The organism is Ruegeria sp. F12, from assembly GCF_056533885.1.
This window is the reverse complement of the sequence record NZ_JBQFOV010000002.1, coordinates 345,151-362,137: the sequence shown is the minus strand read 5'-3', so window position 1 is coordinate 362,137 and position 16,987 is coordinate 345,151. Positions and strand designations below refer to the sequence as shown.

Genomic DNA, 16,987 nt, shown 5'->3' with positions numbered 1-16,987 from the left:
TATACACAAGCAACAAATCGGTATCGGATTCATGACACCAGAAAGCCAGAGCATAGCCACTAATTGGTTGGTTCACGCCGGATTGCGCCCGACACGTCAGCGCGTGGCCCTGGCGGAGCTTTTGGTGGGTGACGGAAATCATCGTCATGTCACCGCGGAAAGCCTGTTTGAATCGGCCAAAAAGAACGGCGATGCTGTGTCTTTGGCGACGGTCTACAACACGCTGCGCGCGTTCTGCGAGGCCGGGGTGTTGCAGGAAATCACCGTGGACGGTTCGAAAAGCTATTTCGACACCAACACCCATGACCATCCGCATTTCTTCTGGGAAGACGAAGGCCGCCTGAGCGATGCGCCGTCGGACCAGTTGGTGATTCAGCGCCTGCCTGACGCGCCTGAGGGGGTCGAAATCGCGTCGGTCGATGTGGTGATCCGTCTGCGGAAGAAATAACCTTACGTCGATAATTCAGCCAGGACCTGTTGCGCCCGTTCGGTAAGCGCATCCAGCGGTCCCGTACCGTGCCGCGCCAGCACAACCGGCTCGCGCGCGATCTGGTCAGTGACGGGCAGGCTGACCAGCGGCGTTCCGTCGTAGCTGAGCGGGGCTGGGATGTTGGCATAAGTCATCGCAACCCCTTCTTCATGCGCCGCAAAGCTGCGTTGAATTTCCAGCGATGCTGCCCGGTGGGCAACCTTTGGGGTCTTTCCGGCTGAGCGGAAGAGATTGAGAAAATGTTGTGCCGAAAGCCCTTCATCCGACAGGATCAAGGGATAGGCGGCCACGTCACTTAACGAGACGTGTTCCCGCCCCGCAAGCGGGTGATCCGGAGCCATCACTGCGTTCGGGGAATTTGCAAACAACTGCGTCGTCGAGAAGCCAGCATCCAAAGTCAGGCCGTAGGTGAATGCCAAGTCGATTTCCCCCTGAACCAGGCCCGAAACTAGGCCCTGAAAATCCGCCACGCGGTAGGTCACAGCGACATCTGGGAGTTCCCTGCGCAACAGGCGCAAAGCGCGCGCCAGCAAGAACGGCGCAAGATCTTCGAAACATCCCAAGCGCAGGCGCGCCGCCGCAGGTCCCCCGGCAGATGAATTTTCCAGTTGCGCTGCGCGGGCCAGCAGGGCCTCAGCCTGTTCGATGAACCTGCGCCCTTGTGGGGTCAGGCTCATGGCTGCGCCGCGTTTGCGGGTGAATAGTGGGTGGCCCACTTGTTCTTCGACCCGTGTCAGGGCGTTGGACAGGGCGGGTTGCGACACATTCAGGTACTGCGCTGCCGCCGACAGGCCCCCATGTCGACCGATGGCGCAGACATATTCGTACTGTCGTAGAGAAAGATATAACATGATTTTATATCTACCTTCAAAAGATATGACTTGAACAGAGGGAAATGTCATGCGCAGATCATCGCACAACCGGCTCGGAGACGAACATGACCCACTCCCTTGTGACGCAAGACATGATCGACACTTATCAGCGTGACGGCGTCGTGCTGATCAGGGGGCTGTTTGCCGACTACGTTGATCGCCTGCGCGACGGAGTAGCAGCGAATATGGCGGATCCCGGTCCATATGCCTCGGACAACAAGAAACGGGGCGAAACGGGACTGTTCTTTGACGACTACTGCAACTGGTCGCGAATCGAGCAGTTTCAGGACGTAGTCCACAACTCTCCGGCGGCCGAGGTCGCGGCGGATCTTATGCAATCGCAGACCGTGCAAGTGTTTCACGATCATGTACTGGTGAAAGAGCCGGGGACCTCGATGGCGACGCCCTGGCATCAGGATGGGCCGTATTACTTTGTCGAGGGTCGGCAGACGATCAGCTTTTGGTCCCCGCTGGACTCGGTGACACAGGCAACCTTGCGCTGCGTGGCCGGATCGCATCGGTGGGAGAAAGAGGTATTGCCGACCCGCTGGGTGTCTGAGGAGGGGTTCTTTGCGGATGAGGGCCAGTACATCCCTGTACCTGACCCGGACACCGAAGGGATGAATGTGGTCGAATTCGAAATGCAGCCGGGCGACGCGGTAGCTTTCAACTATCGCACTTTGCACGGCGCACGCGGGAATCACTCAAACAGTCGCCGCCGTGCGTTTTCGTTGCGGTTGGTGGGGGATGATGCGCGCTATGTGGAGCGACCCGGCCGCACCTCACCCCCGTTTCCGGGCCATGACATGGTGCCGGGGCAGCGCCTGCGCGAGGATTGGTTTCCGATGGTGTGGCCGCGATAGGGGGCTCTGCCCCCGGCGCGGCGGGGCCGCACCTCCCCCGGGATATTTTTGGCCAGATGAAGGGCGGATCAGAACCATTGTCCCGGTTCGATCAGGCCCAGGTCCAGCAACTGGTTTGAGGTCCATTCGAACGCGACCGAGTTGCGCCATTGAAAACTAGGGATTTCAAAGGTCGATCCTGCGTTTGATTTCAGAGCCTTTGCCGCACGGAAGGAACAGATCGCAGCCGTCAGGTTATGATGCCAGGGGCAGGAATAGGTGTTGTATTCCTGTGTGTTGAACGTGTGATCTGACCGGAGCGTCAGGCCCTTGCGGGATTTGAACAGACCAATCCGGTCGATGCGGCGGCGTTCATAAGGAATGTGATCTTCAAACCGCCAGCGCAGCCCCCCTGACATGTCCAACTGCCGTTCAACCGGGTGGCCGTCGGGCGTGTGGCGGGTGTGTGCGTAGTACCCGCTTCGGTCCAGCATCGCGCGATCCGGAGCAACCCCGTTGGGGAAAGCCGCCAGATCGTCAGCATAGAGGTCGACCACGTGGGTCAACATTGCATCACGGCGTTCTTCGGTGTGAAAGGCCAGCATCTCGCCGATGGTGCGGGTCTCGCAGAAGGGGAAGAACAGGTATTCGGCGTTGTAGCAATAATACATCCAACGCGTCGGGGCCGATGCGATCATAGTATTGATCGTGTCGAAGACGACTGTGCGCGGGGCGCAGGTCAAAGTGACACGGTGTATGCGCTCGGCCAGATCGTCGGACAAAGTGAATTCGGTGGGCATGAAGGCTACCAGCGCAGCGAAGCCGAGGTTCAGGTGGTGACGGATCGTGCTTTCGACCTCGACCTCATCCTCGGCAAAGATCAGAGCAATTGGGCCTTTTGACAGCGTGGGCATACCAGATCGCAGAAAGGAATTCACCGAGTCGTATTGCATGGCCTGTTCGCGCTCGTCTTGCTGGCGTTTCGGGCCAAAATCGGGTAATCGCGCGGGCATTGCAAGCGGCGTTCGTAAGGTATAGACGACGCCGATCCCGCGAACGCAAAGGCCTTACCCATGTCGGAACCCAAAAAGCTGTACATCAAGACCTATGGTTGCCAGATGAACGTCTATGACAGCGAGCGTATGGCCGAAACGCTGGGCGGTCAGGGATATGTGGAAACCCAAAGCCCCGATGACGCGGATATGATTCTGCTGAATACCTGCCATATCCGCGAAAAGGCGGCTGAGAAGGTCTATTCCGAGTTGGGTCGCTTCAAAGGGCTGAAAGCGGAAAAGCCCGATTTGAAGATCGGTGTGGCCGGTTGTGTTGCACAGGCCGAGGGTGAAGAGATCATGCGTCGTCAGCCTCTGGTCGATCTGGTGGTGGGGCCGCAAAGCTACCACCGTCTGCCCGAGATGGAGGCCAAGACCCGCGAGGGCGCCAAGGCGCTGGACACCGACTTCCCCGAGGAAGACAAGTTCGAAAAGCTCAAGAACCGGCCCAAAGCCAAGCGTGGCCCGACGGCGTTTTTGACCGTTCAGGAAGGCTGCGACAAGTTCTGTGCCTTCTGCGTTGTGCCCTATACCCGCGGGGCCGAGGTTAGCCGCCCGGCGGATCGCATCATCCGTGAGGCGCAGGATCTGGTCGAACGCGGCGTGCGTGAGATCACTTTGCTGGGTCAGAACGTCAACGCCTATCACGGGGCCGGACCCAACGGTGACATGACGCTGGCCGGGCTGATCTGGGAGTTGAACAAGGTTGACGGGCTGGAGCGTATCCGGTTCACCACGTCGCACCCCAACGACATGGCCGATGACCTGATCGAGGCGCACGGAACCTGCGACAAGCTGATGCCCTATTTGCATCTGCCGGTTCAGTCGGGCTCGGATCGAATTCTGAAGCGGATGAACCGCAGCCATACGGCAGACAGCTATTTGCGTCTGATCGAACGTATTCGCGAGGCACGGCCGGATATCATGATGTCAGGCGACTTCATCGTGGGCTTCCCCGAGGAAACCGATGCGGATTTTCAGGCGACATTGGATTTGGTTGAGCAAGTCAGATACGGATACGCGTACTCGTTCAAATATTCGACCCGTCCGGGAACGCCGGCGGCCGAGCGGTCTCAGGTTGATCCTGAGGTGGCGGATGACCGCCTACAGCGCCTGCAGGCCGTGATCACCCGGCATCAACGCGAAATTCAGGATGCGATGGTGGGCCGAAACGTGCGTGTTTTGTTTGAAAAGCCGGGTCGTCTACCGGGGCAGATGGTCGGAAAATCCGAGTATCTTCATTCGGTTCACGTGGCCGACGCGGATTTGGCCATCGGAGAGTTGCGAGACGTACGCATCACCTCGTCGGGCGCGAATTCGCTGGCGGGTGAGCTTGTCTGACACGCGCGCTATCTGTGATGAAAACGCCAAGGGTCAATTTGAACTGAAAATTAACGCTTGATTTATCGCTTCGTTCTATGCTCCGAGAAAAGCCAGATTTTTTAGGGACCTACGACATTTGTAGCCTCTGAATTTTCGGGTTGTGTACTGACGCGGGCAAAGTGTCTGGGCCTTGGAGGGTGCGAGTGGTAGTCGAAAGAAATAAAACAAAGCTTTGTTTGCAGTTTGTTTTGGCGGTGATGGTTTCGCTTTTGGGGCTCTCAGGGGCAGCGATTGCGGGCAATACCGATGCCGCCTTGTCAGACCCTCCGGTATTGGATCCGCAGCGGGTTGATCGCGACGTTAGCGCTTTCTATCTGGGATTGACGGCGGGATACGCAAGTGGCGGAACGGATCAGTTCGGTTTGGCCACACCAGGCGGCACGTTTCCCATTGGCGAATTGGACTTGAACGGGTCATTCGGTGGCGTTCGGGCTGGATGGCGCGGTGTTCTTCCGGCCAAAGGCGGGCGCGACTATGTTTACGGCCTTGAAATCGGGTATGAGTTCGGCTCGATTGACGATGAAACAACCGCGCTGATCAGTGGAACGACAGTCACCGGCGGGTCCGAAGTGTCGGACGTGTTGTCCATCCGATTCCGCAATGGCCTGACAAACAAAAGCGGCTCCATCCTTTATTTTGTGTCCGCTGGTTATGTGCGCGGCGACATCGAAACGACAAACAGCATTACCACCGGCGCAACGACACAGTCATTTCAGGAGAGTGACAGCCGGGATGGATTCTCGCTGAGTATTGGGGCTGAGCACTACCTGAACGACGATTGGTCAATCACCGGCGAATATGAATATGTTCAGTTTCAGGGTGAGGATATCGAATTTGGCAACGGATTCTCGACCCGTTCCACGCCGGAGTATCGCAGTCTTCGGTTTGGTCTGACTTATACGTTCTGATTTGCAGAGGGTGCTCTGTCGAATACCGGGATGATTGGCTGAAATCACAAACAATCGGCGGAATTGTCATCTGATCCGGAAAATTTGAATCTGTGGCTTGCACCTACCGGCAATTGTTGTCACGCTCAGGGTGAAACGCCAAGACAGGAGAACGGATTGGCCATCGGTGCCCTGACCCCACCGCAAGATGAAATGCCCCAGCGTGAGGCGTTTGTTGAATTTCCAGACAACCGGTTGTTGATTGACCTTTGCGGCGAATATGACCGCAATCTGACTAATATTGAAAACAAGCTATCGGTTCAGATCGTGCGCCGTGGCAATCAGCTTGTCGTCATGGGTGACGAGGATGCCCAGAAACAGGCGATTGAGGTGCTCCAGGCGCTTTACACGCGTCTGGAAGGCGGGCGCGAGGTTGAAGCCGCAGATGTGGATCGTGAGTTGCGCATGGGCGGGTCCGAGACCGGAACCGGCAGCCGCGACGGCGATCAGCTTGAGATGTTCAAGGGCGGCACGGTCGAGATCAAGACTCGCAAGAAACTGGTCGAGCCCCGCACGGACGCGCAGAAAGCCTATGTGCAGTCGCTGTTCAACAATGAACTAGCCTTTGGAATCGGGCCGGCAGGCACGGGTAAAACTTATCTTGCCGTTGCTGTTGGTGTGTCGATGTTCATCGGCGGGCATGTGGATCGCATCATCCTCAGCCGTCCGGCGGTCGAGGCGGGCGAGAAGCTGGGATACCTGCCCGGCGATATGAAGGACAAGGTCGATCCCTACATGCAGCCGCTGTATGATGCGCTGAACGACTTTTTGCCCGGCAAGCAATTGGCCAAGCTGATCGAGGAAAAGCGGATCGAAATCGCGCCGCTGGCCTTCATGCGGGGGCGTACCCTTGCGAATGCCTTCGTGGTGCTGGATGAGGCGCAGAACGCCACGACCATGCAGATGAAGATGTTCCTGACCCGTCTGGGTGAAGGTAGCCGGATGGTGATCACCGGTGACCGCTCGCAGGTCGATCTGCCGCGCGGGGTGCAATCGGGGCTGGCAGATGCGGAACGTTTGTTGAAAACGATCCCGAATATCAGCTTCAACTACTTCACTTCCAAAGATGTGGTCCGCCACCCGCTTGTCGCCGCCATTATCGAGGCGTATGAGGCCGACGCGGGGCGTGAAACCGGATAAAGCCCGCGCTGCGGATACCGGGTATTGGGCGAATTGACATGGCTATTGAACTGACGGTCGAAGACCCCCGTTGGAGAGGTCTGGAAGCATTGGTAGACCGTGCCGCTCAGGCGGTGTTCCATCGTTTTGATCTGGATGCAGATCTGTGTGAAGTCAGTGTTCTGGCCTGCGATGATGCCCACATTGCCGCGCTGAACGCCGAGTTTCGGGAAAAACCCAGCCCGACCAACGTGCTGAGTTGGCCCGCCGAGGATCTGTCGCCCGAGGCCGCAGGCGATATCCCTGACCATCCGCAGCCCGATTTTACCGGTGAAATCGCTCTTGGGGATATCGCCATTTCCTTCGATACCTGCACCCGCGAGGCTGCCGAGGCAGGCAAACCCATGGACGATCACGTGACGCATCTGATCATTCACGGATTGTTACATCTGCTGGGCTATGATCACATTCGTGACCCCGACGCCACTTTGATGGAGGGGCTTGAGGTCGAGATACTTGGCAAAATGGGTATTGATAACCCATATATAGTTTAATACGGGCCAGTCAGGCCGATCATTTGGACTAGGATAATGGGCGAAACAGACGGCAGTTCTATGGCGGCGCAAAGCGCGCAACCGCAGAACAGCGGCGAAAACAGCAAAGAGAAGACAGGGTTTTTCTCGCGAATAGTAGATGCGTTCTCAACCCCGACCGAGGGGGAGGCCACTGCGATGAATGGTCATGACACTGAGGCGACACAGCCACGCGGCATGATCAACCTGCGCCGGATGCGGGTTGAAGATGTGGCCATTCCCACGGCAGAAATCGTGTCAGTTCCTTCGACCATCTCCAAAGACGAGCTTGCGCAGGTGTTTCGCGAAAGCGGTCTGTCGCGGATACCTGTTTATGAAGGGACACTGGATACGCCTTTGGGCTTCGTGCACCTTAAGGATTTCGCGCTGACCCATGGGTTCAACGGAACATCATCCGAATTCGATCTGGTCTCGATGTTACGGACTTTGCTGTTTGTTCCGCCCTCGATGCCAATTGGGGTTCTGCTGACCAAGATGCAGACAGAACGTAGGCATATGGCCTTGGTGATCGACGAATATGGTGGTGTTGACGGGTTGCTGACCATCGAAGACCTGATTGAGCAGGTTGTGGGTGAGATTGCAGATGAGCATGACGCTGACGAAAGTCAGCTGTGGGTGCAGGAAAAGCCAGGCTGTTATGTCGTCCAGGCCCGTGTCCCAGTCGAGGAGTTCGAGGCCGAGATTGGAAGGTCTCTGACCAGCCACGAGGATGTGGACGAGGAAGAAATCGACACGTTGGGCGGGTTGGTCTTTATGCTGTCCGGCCGCGTGCCTGCGCGCGGCGAGGTTGTTTTGCATCCCGAAGGCCCTGAGTTTGAGGTGATCGACGCCGACCCGCGTCGTATCAAGCGCCTGCGCGTAATGTTGCCGGATCTTGTTGCATGACCCCTGTGGGGGGCTGGCCATTTTGGCTAATCTTCCTGTCTGCCACAGTGCTTGGTGGCGTGGCCGCCTTTGGCCTTGCTCCGTTCGGGTATTGGTGGGCGACAGTTATCGCGCTGACGCTGCTGGCCCCGGTTTACCTGTCCAGCAAAAGCCGGGGGCAGGCGGCCTGGATCGGTTGGGCCTTCGCGACGGGCTATTTCGCCCATGCCCTAAGCTGGATCGTTGAGCCATTTCTGGTCGACGCGCCGCGCTACGGATGGATGGCGCCTTTTGCGCTGGTATTTATGGCCGGAGGGCTTGCCCTGTTCTGGGCTCTGGCATTTTGGGTGGCACGAAAACCCGGCGCATCGGGGGTGGGGCAAACTGTTTTGCTCGCTCTGATCATCGCGCTGGCAGAAGCGGGGCGTGGCTATGTGCTGACCGGGTTTCCGTGGGCCGGGTTGGCGCAGGTCTGGGTGGACACACCCGTTGCGCAGGTTCTTGCTCTGACCGGGCCCTATGGGTTGGGGGCGTTGACCTTGCTGGCTACTCTGCCGCTGGGCGCGGCGCTGTCGCGGCGCAAGGGGATTTTCCTGCCTTTGTGTCTGTCGGTTGGTTTTGTAGGTCTGGGTTTAGGATACGCCGCGATGCGCCCGGACGTTACCAATACCGAACACATCGTCCGTCTGATCCAGCCGAACGCGCCGCAGCACCAGAAATGGGACCCAGACTATGCTCCGCTTTTCTTTGCCCGCCAGATTGAATTTTCGGCGCAGCAGCCACGCCCGGACCTGATCGTGTGGCCGGAAACCTCGGTTCCCGCTTGGCTGGGTAGCGCGCAGCCTCATCTGGACGCGATTGCCGAAGCCGCGCAGGGAACGCCGGTTTTTCTGGGCATTCAACGGGGGGATGGGCCCCGGATCTACAACTCGATGATCTACCTGAATGAAGATGGGCAGCAGCAGGGCCTGTATGACAAGCACCATCTGGCCCCGTTTGGCGAATACGTTCCGTTTGGGGACGTGATGGCCCGGTTCGGCATTCACGGCATGGCCACGACCACGGGCAACGGCTTCAGCGCCGGTCCGGGCGCTGAGCTGATCGAGGCGGGAAAGCTGGGGCTGGCCCTGCCGTTGATCTGCTATGAGGCGGTGTTCACGCAAGATGTCTTGTCGGCACCGGGGCGCGCGGATTTTCTGATGCAGATCACCAATGATGCTTGGTTTGGCACTCGGTCCGGGCCGTATCAGCACCTCGCCCAAGCCCAAATGCGCGCGGTTGAACAGGGCCTGCCAATGATGCGCGCCGCCAATACTGGTGTCTCGGCGATGATCGACCCTTTGGGGCGGATCACCAAGGCACTGCCACTTGGAGAGGCGGGGTTTATCGACGCGCTTTTGCCTGCCCCGCTGGCTCGGACACTGTATGCGCGGATCGGCGACTATCCGGTCTTTTTTGTGCTATTCGGCCTGACCGCGCTGCTTTGGCGCAACGCCCGGCGGGTAGACGCATAAATACCGATTGACCCCGGCTTTGTGCGGGCGTATCCCCTCGCATGCCCGTCACAACGGCTTCCTGGCGTGATGGGGAAATCTTAATGGAGCACATTCATGTCCCGACAGAACTATACTTTCACTTCGGAATCCGTGTCCGAAGGGCACCCGGATAAGGTCTGCGACCGTATTTCCGATGCTGTACTTGATGCCTTTTTGAACGAAGAACCCGAAGCACGCGTAGCGTGCGAGACGTTTGCCACCACCAACCGGGTTGTCATCGGTGGCGAAGTTGGCCTGTCGGATCAGGACAAGTTGCACGACTACATGGCGCATATCGACGACATCGCGCGCGCCTGTATCAAGGATATCGGCTACGAGCAGGACAAGTTCCACCACGAAACCGTCGAAGTGACGAACCTGCTGCACGAACAATCCGCCCATATCGCGCAGGGTGTCGATGCCGCCGATGACAAGGACGAAGGGGCAGGCGATCAGGGGATCATGTTCGGCTATGCCACGACCGAAACGCCTGCGTTGATGCCGGCTCCGATCCAGTATTCCCACGCGATCCTGCGTCGGCTGGCTGAAGTGCGCAAAAACGGCTCCGAGCCTGCGCTGGGCCCCGATGCCAAGTCGCAGCTTTCGGTTGTCTACCGTGACGGAAAACCTGTCGGTGTCAGCTCGATCGTGCTGTCGACCCAGCATCTGGACGCGGCGCTGAGCTCGGATGACATCCGCGCCATAGTCGAGCCGTATATCCGCGAGACTCTTCCCGAAGGTTGGCTGTCGGCCGAGACCGAATGGCACGTAAACCCGACCGGCAAATTTGTGATCGGCGGCCCCGATGGCGATGCTGGCCTGACTGGTCGCAAGATCATCGTGGACACCTATGGGGGTGCAGCACCTCACGGTGGTGGCGCGTTCTCGGGTAAAGACCCGACCAAAGTGGATCGTTCGGCCGCCTATGCCGCACGCTATCTGGCAAAGAATGTAGTGGCTGCCGGTATGGCTGAGCGTTGCACGATCCAGCTCAGCTATGCGATTGGCGTGTCCAAGCCTCTATCGATCTACGCGGATACGCATGGCACGGGCCAGATCGCAGATGCAGCGATCGAAAAAGCCGTGGGCCAGGTAATGGACCTGACCCCGCGCGGCATCCGCGAGCATCTGCAACTGAACAAGCCGATCTACCAGCGCACTGCAGCCTACGGCCACTTCGGCCGCGAACCCGATGCCGATGGCGGCTTCAGCTGGGAAAGCACTGATCTGGCGGACGCGCTGAAAGCGGCGGTCTGATCTTAGACCAAAGGTGCGCCCATTCGGGCGCGCTCTATTCTGGTGCTTTTTGGGGGCGGCAGGTTTGTTGAGTGGACCGGTCGCCCTCTTGCGTCCGTGGTTTCGGCACAGTATGGGCTCGGCCCATGAGCACCGAGATCCCCCAACGCCCCCGCCGGAACTTTTATGGCCGCTTCAAAGGCAAAACCCTGAAGCAAAGCCAGAAGACCTATCTAAGCGAAGACCTTGATGCGCTGTCCCCGGGTGCGGTCGATTGGGAGAGCAACCCTGAACGCAAGCCGCTGGACTTGCAGGAGCTGTTTGACGGTCGCGACGTCTGGCTTGAGGTCGGCTTTGGTGGTGGTGAGCACCTGGTGCATCAGGCTGCGCGCAATCCTGACATCGGCATCATAGGGGCCGAACCTTACATTAACGGCGTCGCCATGTTGTTGGGTAAAATCCGGCAGGCGGGGGTTGAGAACCTCGCCGTCCATCCCGGCGATGCGCGTGATCTGTTCGATGTGCTGCCCGAGGCCAGCATTTCCCGCGCGTTCCTGCTCTATCCCGATCCGTGGCCCAAGACGCGGCACCATCGCCGCCGCTTTGTGACCCCGGAGCACCTGGAGCCGCTGGCGCGGACGCTGAAACCGGGTTCGATCTTTCGCGTGGCGACGGACATTCCCGACTATGTCCGCCAAACGCTCGAGGAAGCGCCGCGCGCGGGGTTCGAATGGCTGGCGGAGCGCCCCTCTGATTGGCGCGAACCGTGGGACGACTGGATTTCCACCCGCTATGAACAGAAAGCTCTGCGCGAAGGGCGCACGCCGCACTACCTGACCTTCCGCCGCAAGGGCTGATTGCCGCTGGACCATCTGGCCCCAATTCGCTAATCGGCTAAGGCACTGATAGCGAAAACAGGAGCCCCCATGTCCGGACACGGCACGCCCATCCCGATGACCTCGCATCCCTGCGGTCCGCTGACCGGAACGGTAGAGGTGCCCGGCGACAAGTCGATCTCGCACCGGTCGCTGATTTTGGGCGCGATGGCGGTGGGTGAGACGAAGATTTCCGGCCTGCTGGAAGGTGAGGATGTTCTGGATACCGCCAAGGCCATGCGCGCCTTTGGGGCTGAGGTTACGGATCATGGTGGCGGTGAATGGACCGTGCATGGCGTGGGCGTTGGCGGCTTTGCCGAGCCGGATCAGGTGATTGATTGCGGCAATTCGGGCACGGGTGTGCGGCTGATCATGGGCGCGATGGCGACCTGCCCGATCTCAGCCACGTTTACCGGCGATGCCAGCCTGAACAAACGCCCCATGGCGCGGGTGACGGACCCGCTGGCGCTATTTGGGGCGCAGTCGGTTGGCCGCTCGGGCGGGCGTTTGCCGATGACCATTGTAGGTGCCGCCGAACCGGTTCCGGTGCGCTATGAGGTTCCCGTTCCGTCGGCGCAGGTGAAATCCGCCGTGCTGCTGGCCGGTCTGAACGCGCCGGGCAAAACCGTGGTGATCGAGAAAGAAGCCACCCGCGACCATTCCGAACGGATGCTGGCCGGGTTCGGCGCAGAGATCACCGTTGATGATACCGATGAGGGCCGGGTTATCACTCTGACCGGTCGCCCCGAGTTGAAACCGCAGGTTATTGCCGTGCCGCGTGACCCATCCAGCGCGGCCTTTCCGGTTTGCGCGGCGCTGATCACGCCGGGTTCGGATGTGCTGGTGCCGGGGATTGGCCTGAACCCGACCCGCGCGGGGCTGTTTACCACGCTGCGCGAGATGGGTGCGGACCTGACTTATGAGAATGAGCGCGAAGAGGGTGGCGAGCCGGTCGCTGACCTGCGCGCGAAATACTCGCCCAACATGAAGGGCATCAACGTGCCGCCGGAACGCGCGGCCTCGATGATTGACGAATACCCGGTGCTGTCTGTGGTTGCGGCCAATGCCACGGGCACCACGATGATGGGCGGGGTGAAAGAGCTGCGCGTCAAGGAAAGCGACCGGATCGACGCCATGGCCCGCGGGTTGCGTGCCAATGGCGTGACCGTGGATGAGGGCGAGGATTGGTGGTCGATTGACGGTCTGGGCATCGGCAATGTCCCCGGCAGCGGCACCTGCGAGAGCTTTCTGGATCACCGCATCGCCATGTCGTTCATGGTGATGGGAATGGGAGCGAAATCGCCGGTCTCGGTTGATGATGGCGGCCCGATTGCGACTTCGTTCCCGATTTTTGAACCGCTGATGGCTGCGCTGGGCGCCAAGGTCGTACGCACATGAGCTTTACGGTCGCCATAGACGGCCCTGCAGCTGCTGGGAAGGGCACGATCTCGAAAGGGGTTGCGGCACATTTCGGCTTTGCGCATCTGGACACCGGGCTTTTGTACCGCGCGGTGGGGCGGCGGACGCTGGAAGGGATGGAGCCCATCGCGGCGGCCGAGGCCCTGACCGCCGAGGAGTTGCAGCAGGGCGATCTGCGCACGGCCGAGATCGCTCAGGCCGCGTCGAAAGTGGCGGTGATCCCCGAGGTTCGCGCGGCTTTGGTCGATTTCCAGCGCGCCTTTGCCCGACGGGATAGCGGCGCAGTGCTGGACGGGCGTGACATCGGAACCGTGATCTGCCCCGAGGCCGAGGCCAAGCTGTTCGTCACCGCCAGCGCCGAGGTGCGTGCTGAACGGCGGTATCTGGAACTGAGCGCCAAGGGCGACGATGTGACCCGTGAACAGGTCCTTGCTGATGTGCACGAGCGCGATGCCCGCGATGCCGAGCGGAGTACCGCCCCGATGAAACCGGCTGAGGATGCCGTTTTGCTGGATACTTCGGACCTCAGCGTCGAAGAGGCCCTGGCACAGGCCATTACGCTGATCGCAGAACGCAAGCCCGCGATGCCGTAGCGCCGCGGGTGATCGCTGCGAGGTGTCGGGATTACAACTCGCCGACTGCGATGCTTTTGATTTTCGACCACTGACCATCGGCTGTTTTTGCCGTGCCGGGGACGTCTTTCAGGAAGGCGGCGCGGGTTTCTGCATTCAGGAACAGGTACAGCTTGCCATCTGCAATAAGGTACTGATCCGGGTCGCCATCAAATTTCTTCCCGACCGACACACCGAACGAGCAGAAACCGCCATGTTGGGGCAGATACGCCGCCGGGTTGGCCTCGAACGCGGCGAGGTTATCCGCCGAGGTGAAATAGTACGATGCGCCATCATAAGTCGCCGAGTGGTTGGCAAAGCCTTCCACCGGATTGCCATTTGTCACCAGCGCCACCAGGTCGACACCATGCGCGGCCAGTGGAGCGCCCGCTGCTGAAATGCCGTTCGAGACGTTGATTTCGTCTGCTGCAAAGGCCGGTGCAGCAACCAAGGGCAGGGCGGCGATCAGGGTGGTCAGGATCAGAGATTTCATTGCGTTTCCTTACGTGCTTTGGGCTCAGAGCGGTCGGGGTATCCGTCGCTGAAACAAATCTAACAACGCTCAACCGAACGAACTATGACAGAAAGGACTTACAGTTTTGCAGATCGTTCAAAATTGCGGCGCTTCTCGGTGATGCCTTCACTAAGCTTTGTTTGGTCACGTGACCTGCTGCCTTTTATGCTGACACTGAAACCAGCGGGAGCCTCGCCATGATCCGACTAGCCTTTTTCATGATATTTCTGGCCACAGGTCTGGCTGCTCAAGAGGCGCAAGAGACCCCGGTACTGGAACCTCCCATGACCTATGAACGGCTGGGTAAAATTCTGTTTGCATTGGATCCCGAGGCACTGCCGCAAGGTCCGGGTTTTCAACTAACATTGGGCGACGTCCCGGTTTTTGTTGTTACTGATATCAACGCCGACCGGATGCGGGCCATGGTGGCGATTGTCAGTGCGGACGATCTGTCGCCAGCGGATCTGCAGCGCGTGATGCAAGCGAATTTCGACAGTACTTTGGATGCACGCTATGCCATAGCCAATGGTACATTGTGGGCGGCCTACATCCATCCGTTGTCGGCGCTTGAGAAGGATCAGCTGATCTCGGGTCTGGCGCAGACAGTGAATATAGCCAAGACATATGGCACGCTCTATTCCGGTGGTGCGGCCGAGTTTGGGGGCGGTGACAGTCAGGGTTTGCAGCGCGCCCTTATCGAAGAGCTTTTGAAGAAGGGCGAGGAAATCTGAACGCCGATGTCGCGGTGCAGACTTCTGCTATCTGGCAACATTTCCAAAGCACCGGTCATAGGCTCTGGCTAGGTTAGGGAAAGCTGTTATAGTCCCCCAAAACAAGGGGGAGCAGAGCCTAATGAGCAAGCGTTTGAGCAAGATTACCATCGTGGGTGGTGGCACAGCGGGGTGGATGACCGCGTTGATCCTCGAGATGGTGTTTTCCCGCACATCCGCCCCCAAGGACCGCCCCCGCATCTGCCTGATCGAAAGCCCAAATATCTCGACCGTGGGTGTGGGCGAAGCAACCGTGCCGCGTATGCCGGTCACACTGCGTCAGGCAGGCATATCCGAGCGCGATTTCTTCCGCGAAACCAACGCGTCGTTCAAATTGGGTGTGAAGTTCTGCAACTGGAACAAGGACGCCAAGGGCAATCGTATCGACTATATGAACCCATTCGCGCATGGCCAGTTGCTGGAAGGGTTGGAGGCCTCGGAATATTTCCTGCGCTTCGGCAACGGGGATCGGGATTTCACTCAATCCATTGCCCCGCATGATGATCTTGCGCGGCTGTGCAAAGGTGCGCGTCCTTTGGGCGCGCCGGAGTTCGAACAACGGTTCGGCTATGCCTACCATCTGGACGCGGTGAAATTCGCCGGTATGCTGACGAAGGTTTGCACCAAACGTGGCGTCGAGCATATTCAGGATGAGGTTCAGGCGGTTGAACTGGACGAACAGGGCAATGTCAGCCACCTGATGCTTGAACGCAAAGGCCGTCATGACATCGAGATGGTCGTGGATTGCACCGGATTCCGGGGGTTGATCATCAATCAGGCTCTGGGTGAGCCGTTCATGGACTATTCGGACTATCTGCCCAATGACCGGGCCATGGCGTTGCAGGTCGAACATCCCAATCCGGAGAAGATCGAAAGCGCCACGCGCTCGACCGCGTTGGGGGCGGGTTGGACGTGGCGAGTGCCATTGTTCAATCGCGTAGGCACGGGCTATGTATATTCTTCGGCGCATCGGACGGATGATCAGGCAGCCGATGAATATCTTGAGTGGCTGGGTGACAGCGGCAAGGGTCTTACGCCACGTGTGATCCCGATGCGGGTTGGGCGAGTGCGCAATGCCTGGGTCAAGAACTGTGTGGCCATCGGCCTATCGGGCGGCTTTATTGAGCCGCTGGAAAGCACCGCGATCCATATGATCGACCACGCCATCCGTTGGTTCGCGGAACATCTGCCGACGCGTGACATCGAGCCGTCGTTGCGCGCGCGCTATAACCGGCAGATGGACAAGCTCTACAATGAGGTGCTGGAATTCATCTGTCTGCATTACCGGTTGGGCAACCGCACGGATGACCAATACTGGATCGACGCGCGGACCGAGATGAAAATCCCCGATCGTCTGGCTGAGAATCTTGAGCTTTGGCAGCACCGCCTGCCGATGGAGCATGATGTGGAGTTCGCCACCCTGTTCGACCATCGCGTTTTCCAGACGGTACTGTTGGGCAAGCAGGTCTACGACACGGGCTATGGTACAGGTATCCGTGACCGTATCCGACCGCTGAAGAAACCGATTTGGTTCCAGTGGTGGAAGGGTGCGAAGGTAGACCTTGCGCAGATACTCAAATCCATGCCGGACCATAAAACGCTGCTGCGCGATATTCGTGGCGAGCTTGAGAAACCGGCCTTCGGCAAGCCAGCCAAACCGACAGTGGCGATGCCTGGCACGAAACCGGCCCCAGTGGCGGTGCAGAATATGCCGAACTTTGCCGAGATTCAAAGTGGTGCAAAGGATCTGCAACTGTTTTGAGAAGTCTGGGCGCTTTGAGGCGCCGCGTCTTTAGCATGGAAAGGGCGGTGAATTGATCCCGCCCTTTTTGCATTTGGAGTGCTTGTCTAACCAGCCTTGGAAT

The 16,987-nt window shown here is 58.9% G+C and carries 17 protein-coding genes and 1 riboswitch; of the genes, 14 read left to right on the top strand and 3 right to left on the bottom strand.

The window, feature by feature from the left end; translation table 11 throughout:
- Positions 1-31: 31 nt before the first annotated feature.
- The gene (gene irrA, locus ACR0CA_RS04455; RefSeq protein ID WP_170769903.1) at positions 32-448 is read left to right on the top strand and encodes an iron response transcriptional regulator IrrA; all 417 of its coding nucleotides are present in this window, start codon (positions 32-34) and stop codon (positions 446-448) included.
- Positions 449-450: 2 nt separating this feature from the next.
- Here the strand turns inward: irrA and ACR0CA_RS04450 are convergent, their stop codons facing one another.
- Positions 451-1,341 carry a LysR family transcriptional regulator gene (locus ACR0CA_RS04450; RefSeq protein ID WP_480897544.1) on the bottom strand — a complete coding sequence of 297 codons (891 nt, stop codon included), beginning with the start codon at positions 1,339-1,341 and terminating at the stop codon, positions 451-453.
- Between the two features lie 86 nt (positions 1,342-1,427).
- Here ACR0CA_RS04450 and ACR0CA_RS04445 point away from each other — a divergent pair, with 86 nt between their 5' ends.
- Positions 1,428-2,225, top strand: a complete 798-nt coding sequence (locus ACR0CA_RS04445; RefSeq protein WP_480897543.1) for a phytanoyl-CoA dioxygenase family protein — start codon at positions 1,428-1,430, stop codon at positions 2,223-2,225.
- 68 nt (positions 2,226-2,293) lie between these two features.
- Here the strand turns inward: ACR0CA_RS04445 and ACR0CA_RS04440 are convergent, their stop codons facing one another.
- The gene (locus ACR0CA_RS04440) at positions 2,294-3,157 is read right to left on the bottom strand and encodes a glycosyltransferase family protein (RefSeq protein WP_480877817.1); all 864 of its coding nucleotides are present in this window, start codon (positions 3,155-3,157) and stop codon (positions 2,294-2,296) included.
- Positions 3,158-3,277: 120 nt separating this feature from the next.
- Between ACR0CA_RS04440 and miaB the strand changes: the two genes are divergently transcribed.
- The 10 genes from miaB to ACR0CA_RS04390 all read left to right on the top strand — a co-directional run bounded on the left by miaB (position 3,278) and on the right by ACR0CA_RS04390 (position 13,820).
- Positions 3,278-4,597 carry a tRNA (N6-isopentenyl adenosine(37)-C2)-methylthiotransferase MiaB gene (miaB, locus tag ACR0CA_RS04435; RefSeq protein ID WP_170769906.1) on the top strand — a complete coding sequence of 440 codons (1,320 nt, stop codon included), beginning with the start codon at positions 3,278-3,280 and terminating at the stop codon, positions 4,595-4,597.
- Positions 4,598-4,815: 218 nt separating this feature from the next.
- Positions 4,816-5,547, top strand: a complete 732-nt coding sequence (locus ACR0CA_RS04430; protein WP_237217224.1) for an outer membrane protein — start codon at positions 4,816-4,818, stop codon at positions 5,545-5,547.
- A gap of 156 nt (positions 5,548-5,703) precedes the next feature.
- Positions 5,704-6,726, top strand: a complete 1,023-nt coding sequence (locus ACR0CA_RS04425; protein ID WP_480548976.1) for a PhoH family protein — start codon at positions 5,704-5,706, stop codon at positions 6,724-6,726.
- 38 nt (positions 6,727-6,764) lie between these two features.
- Positions 6,765-7,259 carry an rRNA maturation RNase YbeY gene (gene ybeY, locus ACR0CA_RS04420; RefSeq protein WP_170782924.1) on the top strand — a complete coding sequence of 165 codons (495 nt, stop codon included), beginning with the start codon at positions 6,765-6,767 and terminating at the stop codon, positions 7,257-7,259.
- Between the two features lie 36 nt (positions 7,260-7,295).
- On the top strand, positions 7,296-8,183 hold the full coding sequence (locus ACR0CA_RS04415; protein ID WP_170769909.1) for a hemolysin family protein: 888 nt from the start codon (positions 7,296-7,298) through the stop codon (positions 8,181-8,183).
- Positions 8,180-9,676 carry an apolipoprotein N-acyltransferase gene (gene lnt / locus ACR0CA_RS04410; RefSeq protein WP_480897542.1) on the top strand — a complete coding sequence of 499 codons (1,497 nt, stop codon included), beginning with the start codon at positions 8,180-8,182 and terminating at the stop codon, positions 9,674-9,676. Before ACR0CA_RS04415 ends, lnt begins: the two co-directional genes overlap by 4 nt.
- A 42-nt stretch (positions 9,677-9,718) precedes the next feature.
- A riboswitch (SAM-SAH riboswitch) is annotated at positions 9,719-9,767 on the top strand.
- Between the two features lie 5 nt (positions 9,768-9,772).
- Positions 9,773-10,954, top strand: a complete 1,182-nt coding sequence (gene metK, locus ACR0CA_RS04405) for a methionine adenosyltransferase (protein WP_170782922.1) — start codon at positions 9,773-9,775, stop codon at positions 10,952-10,954.
- Positions 10,955-11,079: 125 nt separating this feature from the next.
- Positions 11,080-11,790 carry a tRNA (guanine(46)-N(7))-methyltransferase TrmB gene (gene trmB / locus ACR0CA_RS04400; RefSeq protein ID WP_480502835.1) on the top strand — a complete coding sequence of 237 codons (711 nt, stop codon included), beginning with the start codon at positions 11,080-11,082 and terminating at the stop codon, positions 11,788-11,790.
- Between the two features lie 69 nt (positions 11,791-11,859).
- A complete protein-coding gene (aroA, locus tag ACR0CA_RS04395) occupies positions 11,860-13,206 on the top strand; it encodes a 3-phosphoshikimate 1-carboxyvinyltransferase (protein ID WP_480897540.1) in 1,347 nt (448 codons plus the stop codon).
- Positions 13,203-13,820 carry a (d)CMP kinase gene (locus ACR0CA_RS04390; protein WP_480897539.1) on the top strand — a complete coding sequence of 206 codons (618 nt, stop codon included), beginning with the start codon at positions 13,203-13,205 and terminating at the stop codon, positions 13,818-13,820. The genes aroA and ACR0CA_RS04390 overlap by 4 nt, the downstream gene beginning before the upstream one ends.
- A gap of 31 nt (positions 13,821-13,851) precedes the next feature.
- Here the strand turns inward: ACR0CA_RS04390 and ACR0CA_RS04385 are convergent, their stop codons facing one another.
- A complete protein-coding gene (locus ACR0CA_RS04385) occupies positions 13,852-14,331 on the bottom strand; it encodes a YHS domain-containing (seleno)protein (protein ID WP_170769915.1) in 480 nt (159 codons plus the stop codon).
- A 218-nt stretch (positions 14,332-14,549) separates the two neighbouring features.
- On the opposite strand from ACR0CA_RS04385, the gene ACR0CA_RS04380 reads away from it, so the two are divergent.
- Complete coding sequence (locus ACR0CA_RS04380; RefSeq protein WP_170790351.1) at positions 14,550-15,083, top strand: hypothetical protein; 534 nt, start codon at positions 14,550-14,552, stop codon at positions 15,081-15,083.
- 121 nt (positions 15,084-15,204) lie between these two features.
- Positions 15,205-16,884, top strand: a complete 1,680-nt coding sequence (locus ACR0CA_RS04375; protein WP_170769917.1) for a tryptophan halogenase family protein — start codon at positions 15,205-15,207, stop codon at positions 16,882-16,884.
- Positions 16,885-16,987: the final 103 nt, after the last annotated feature.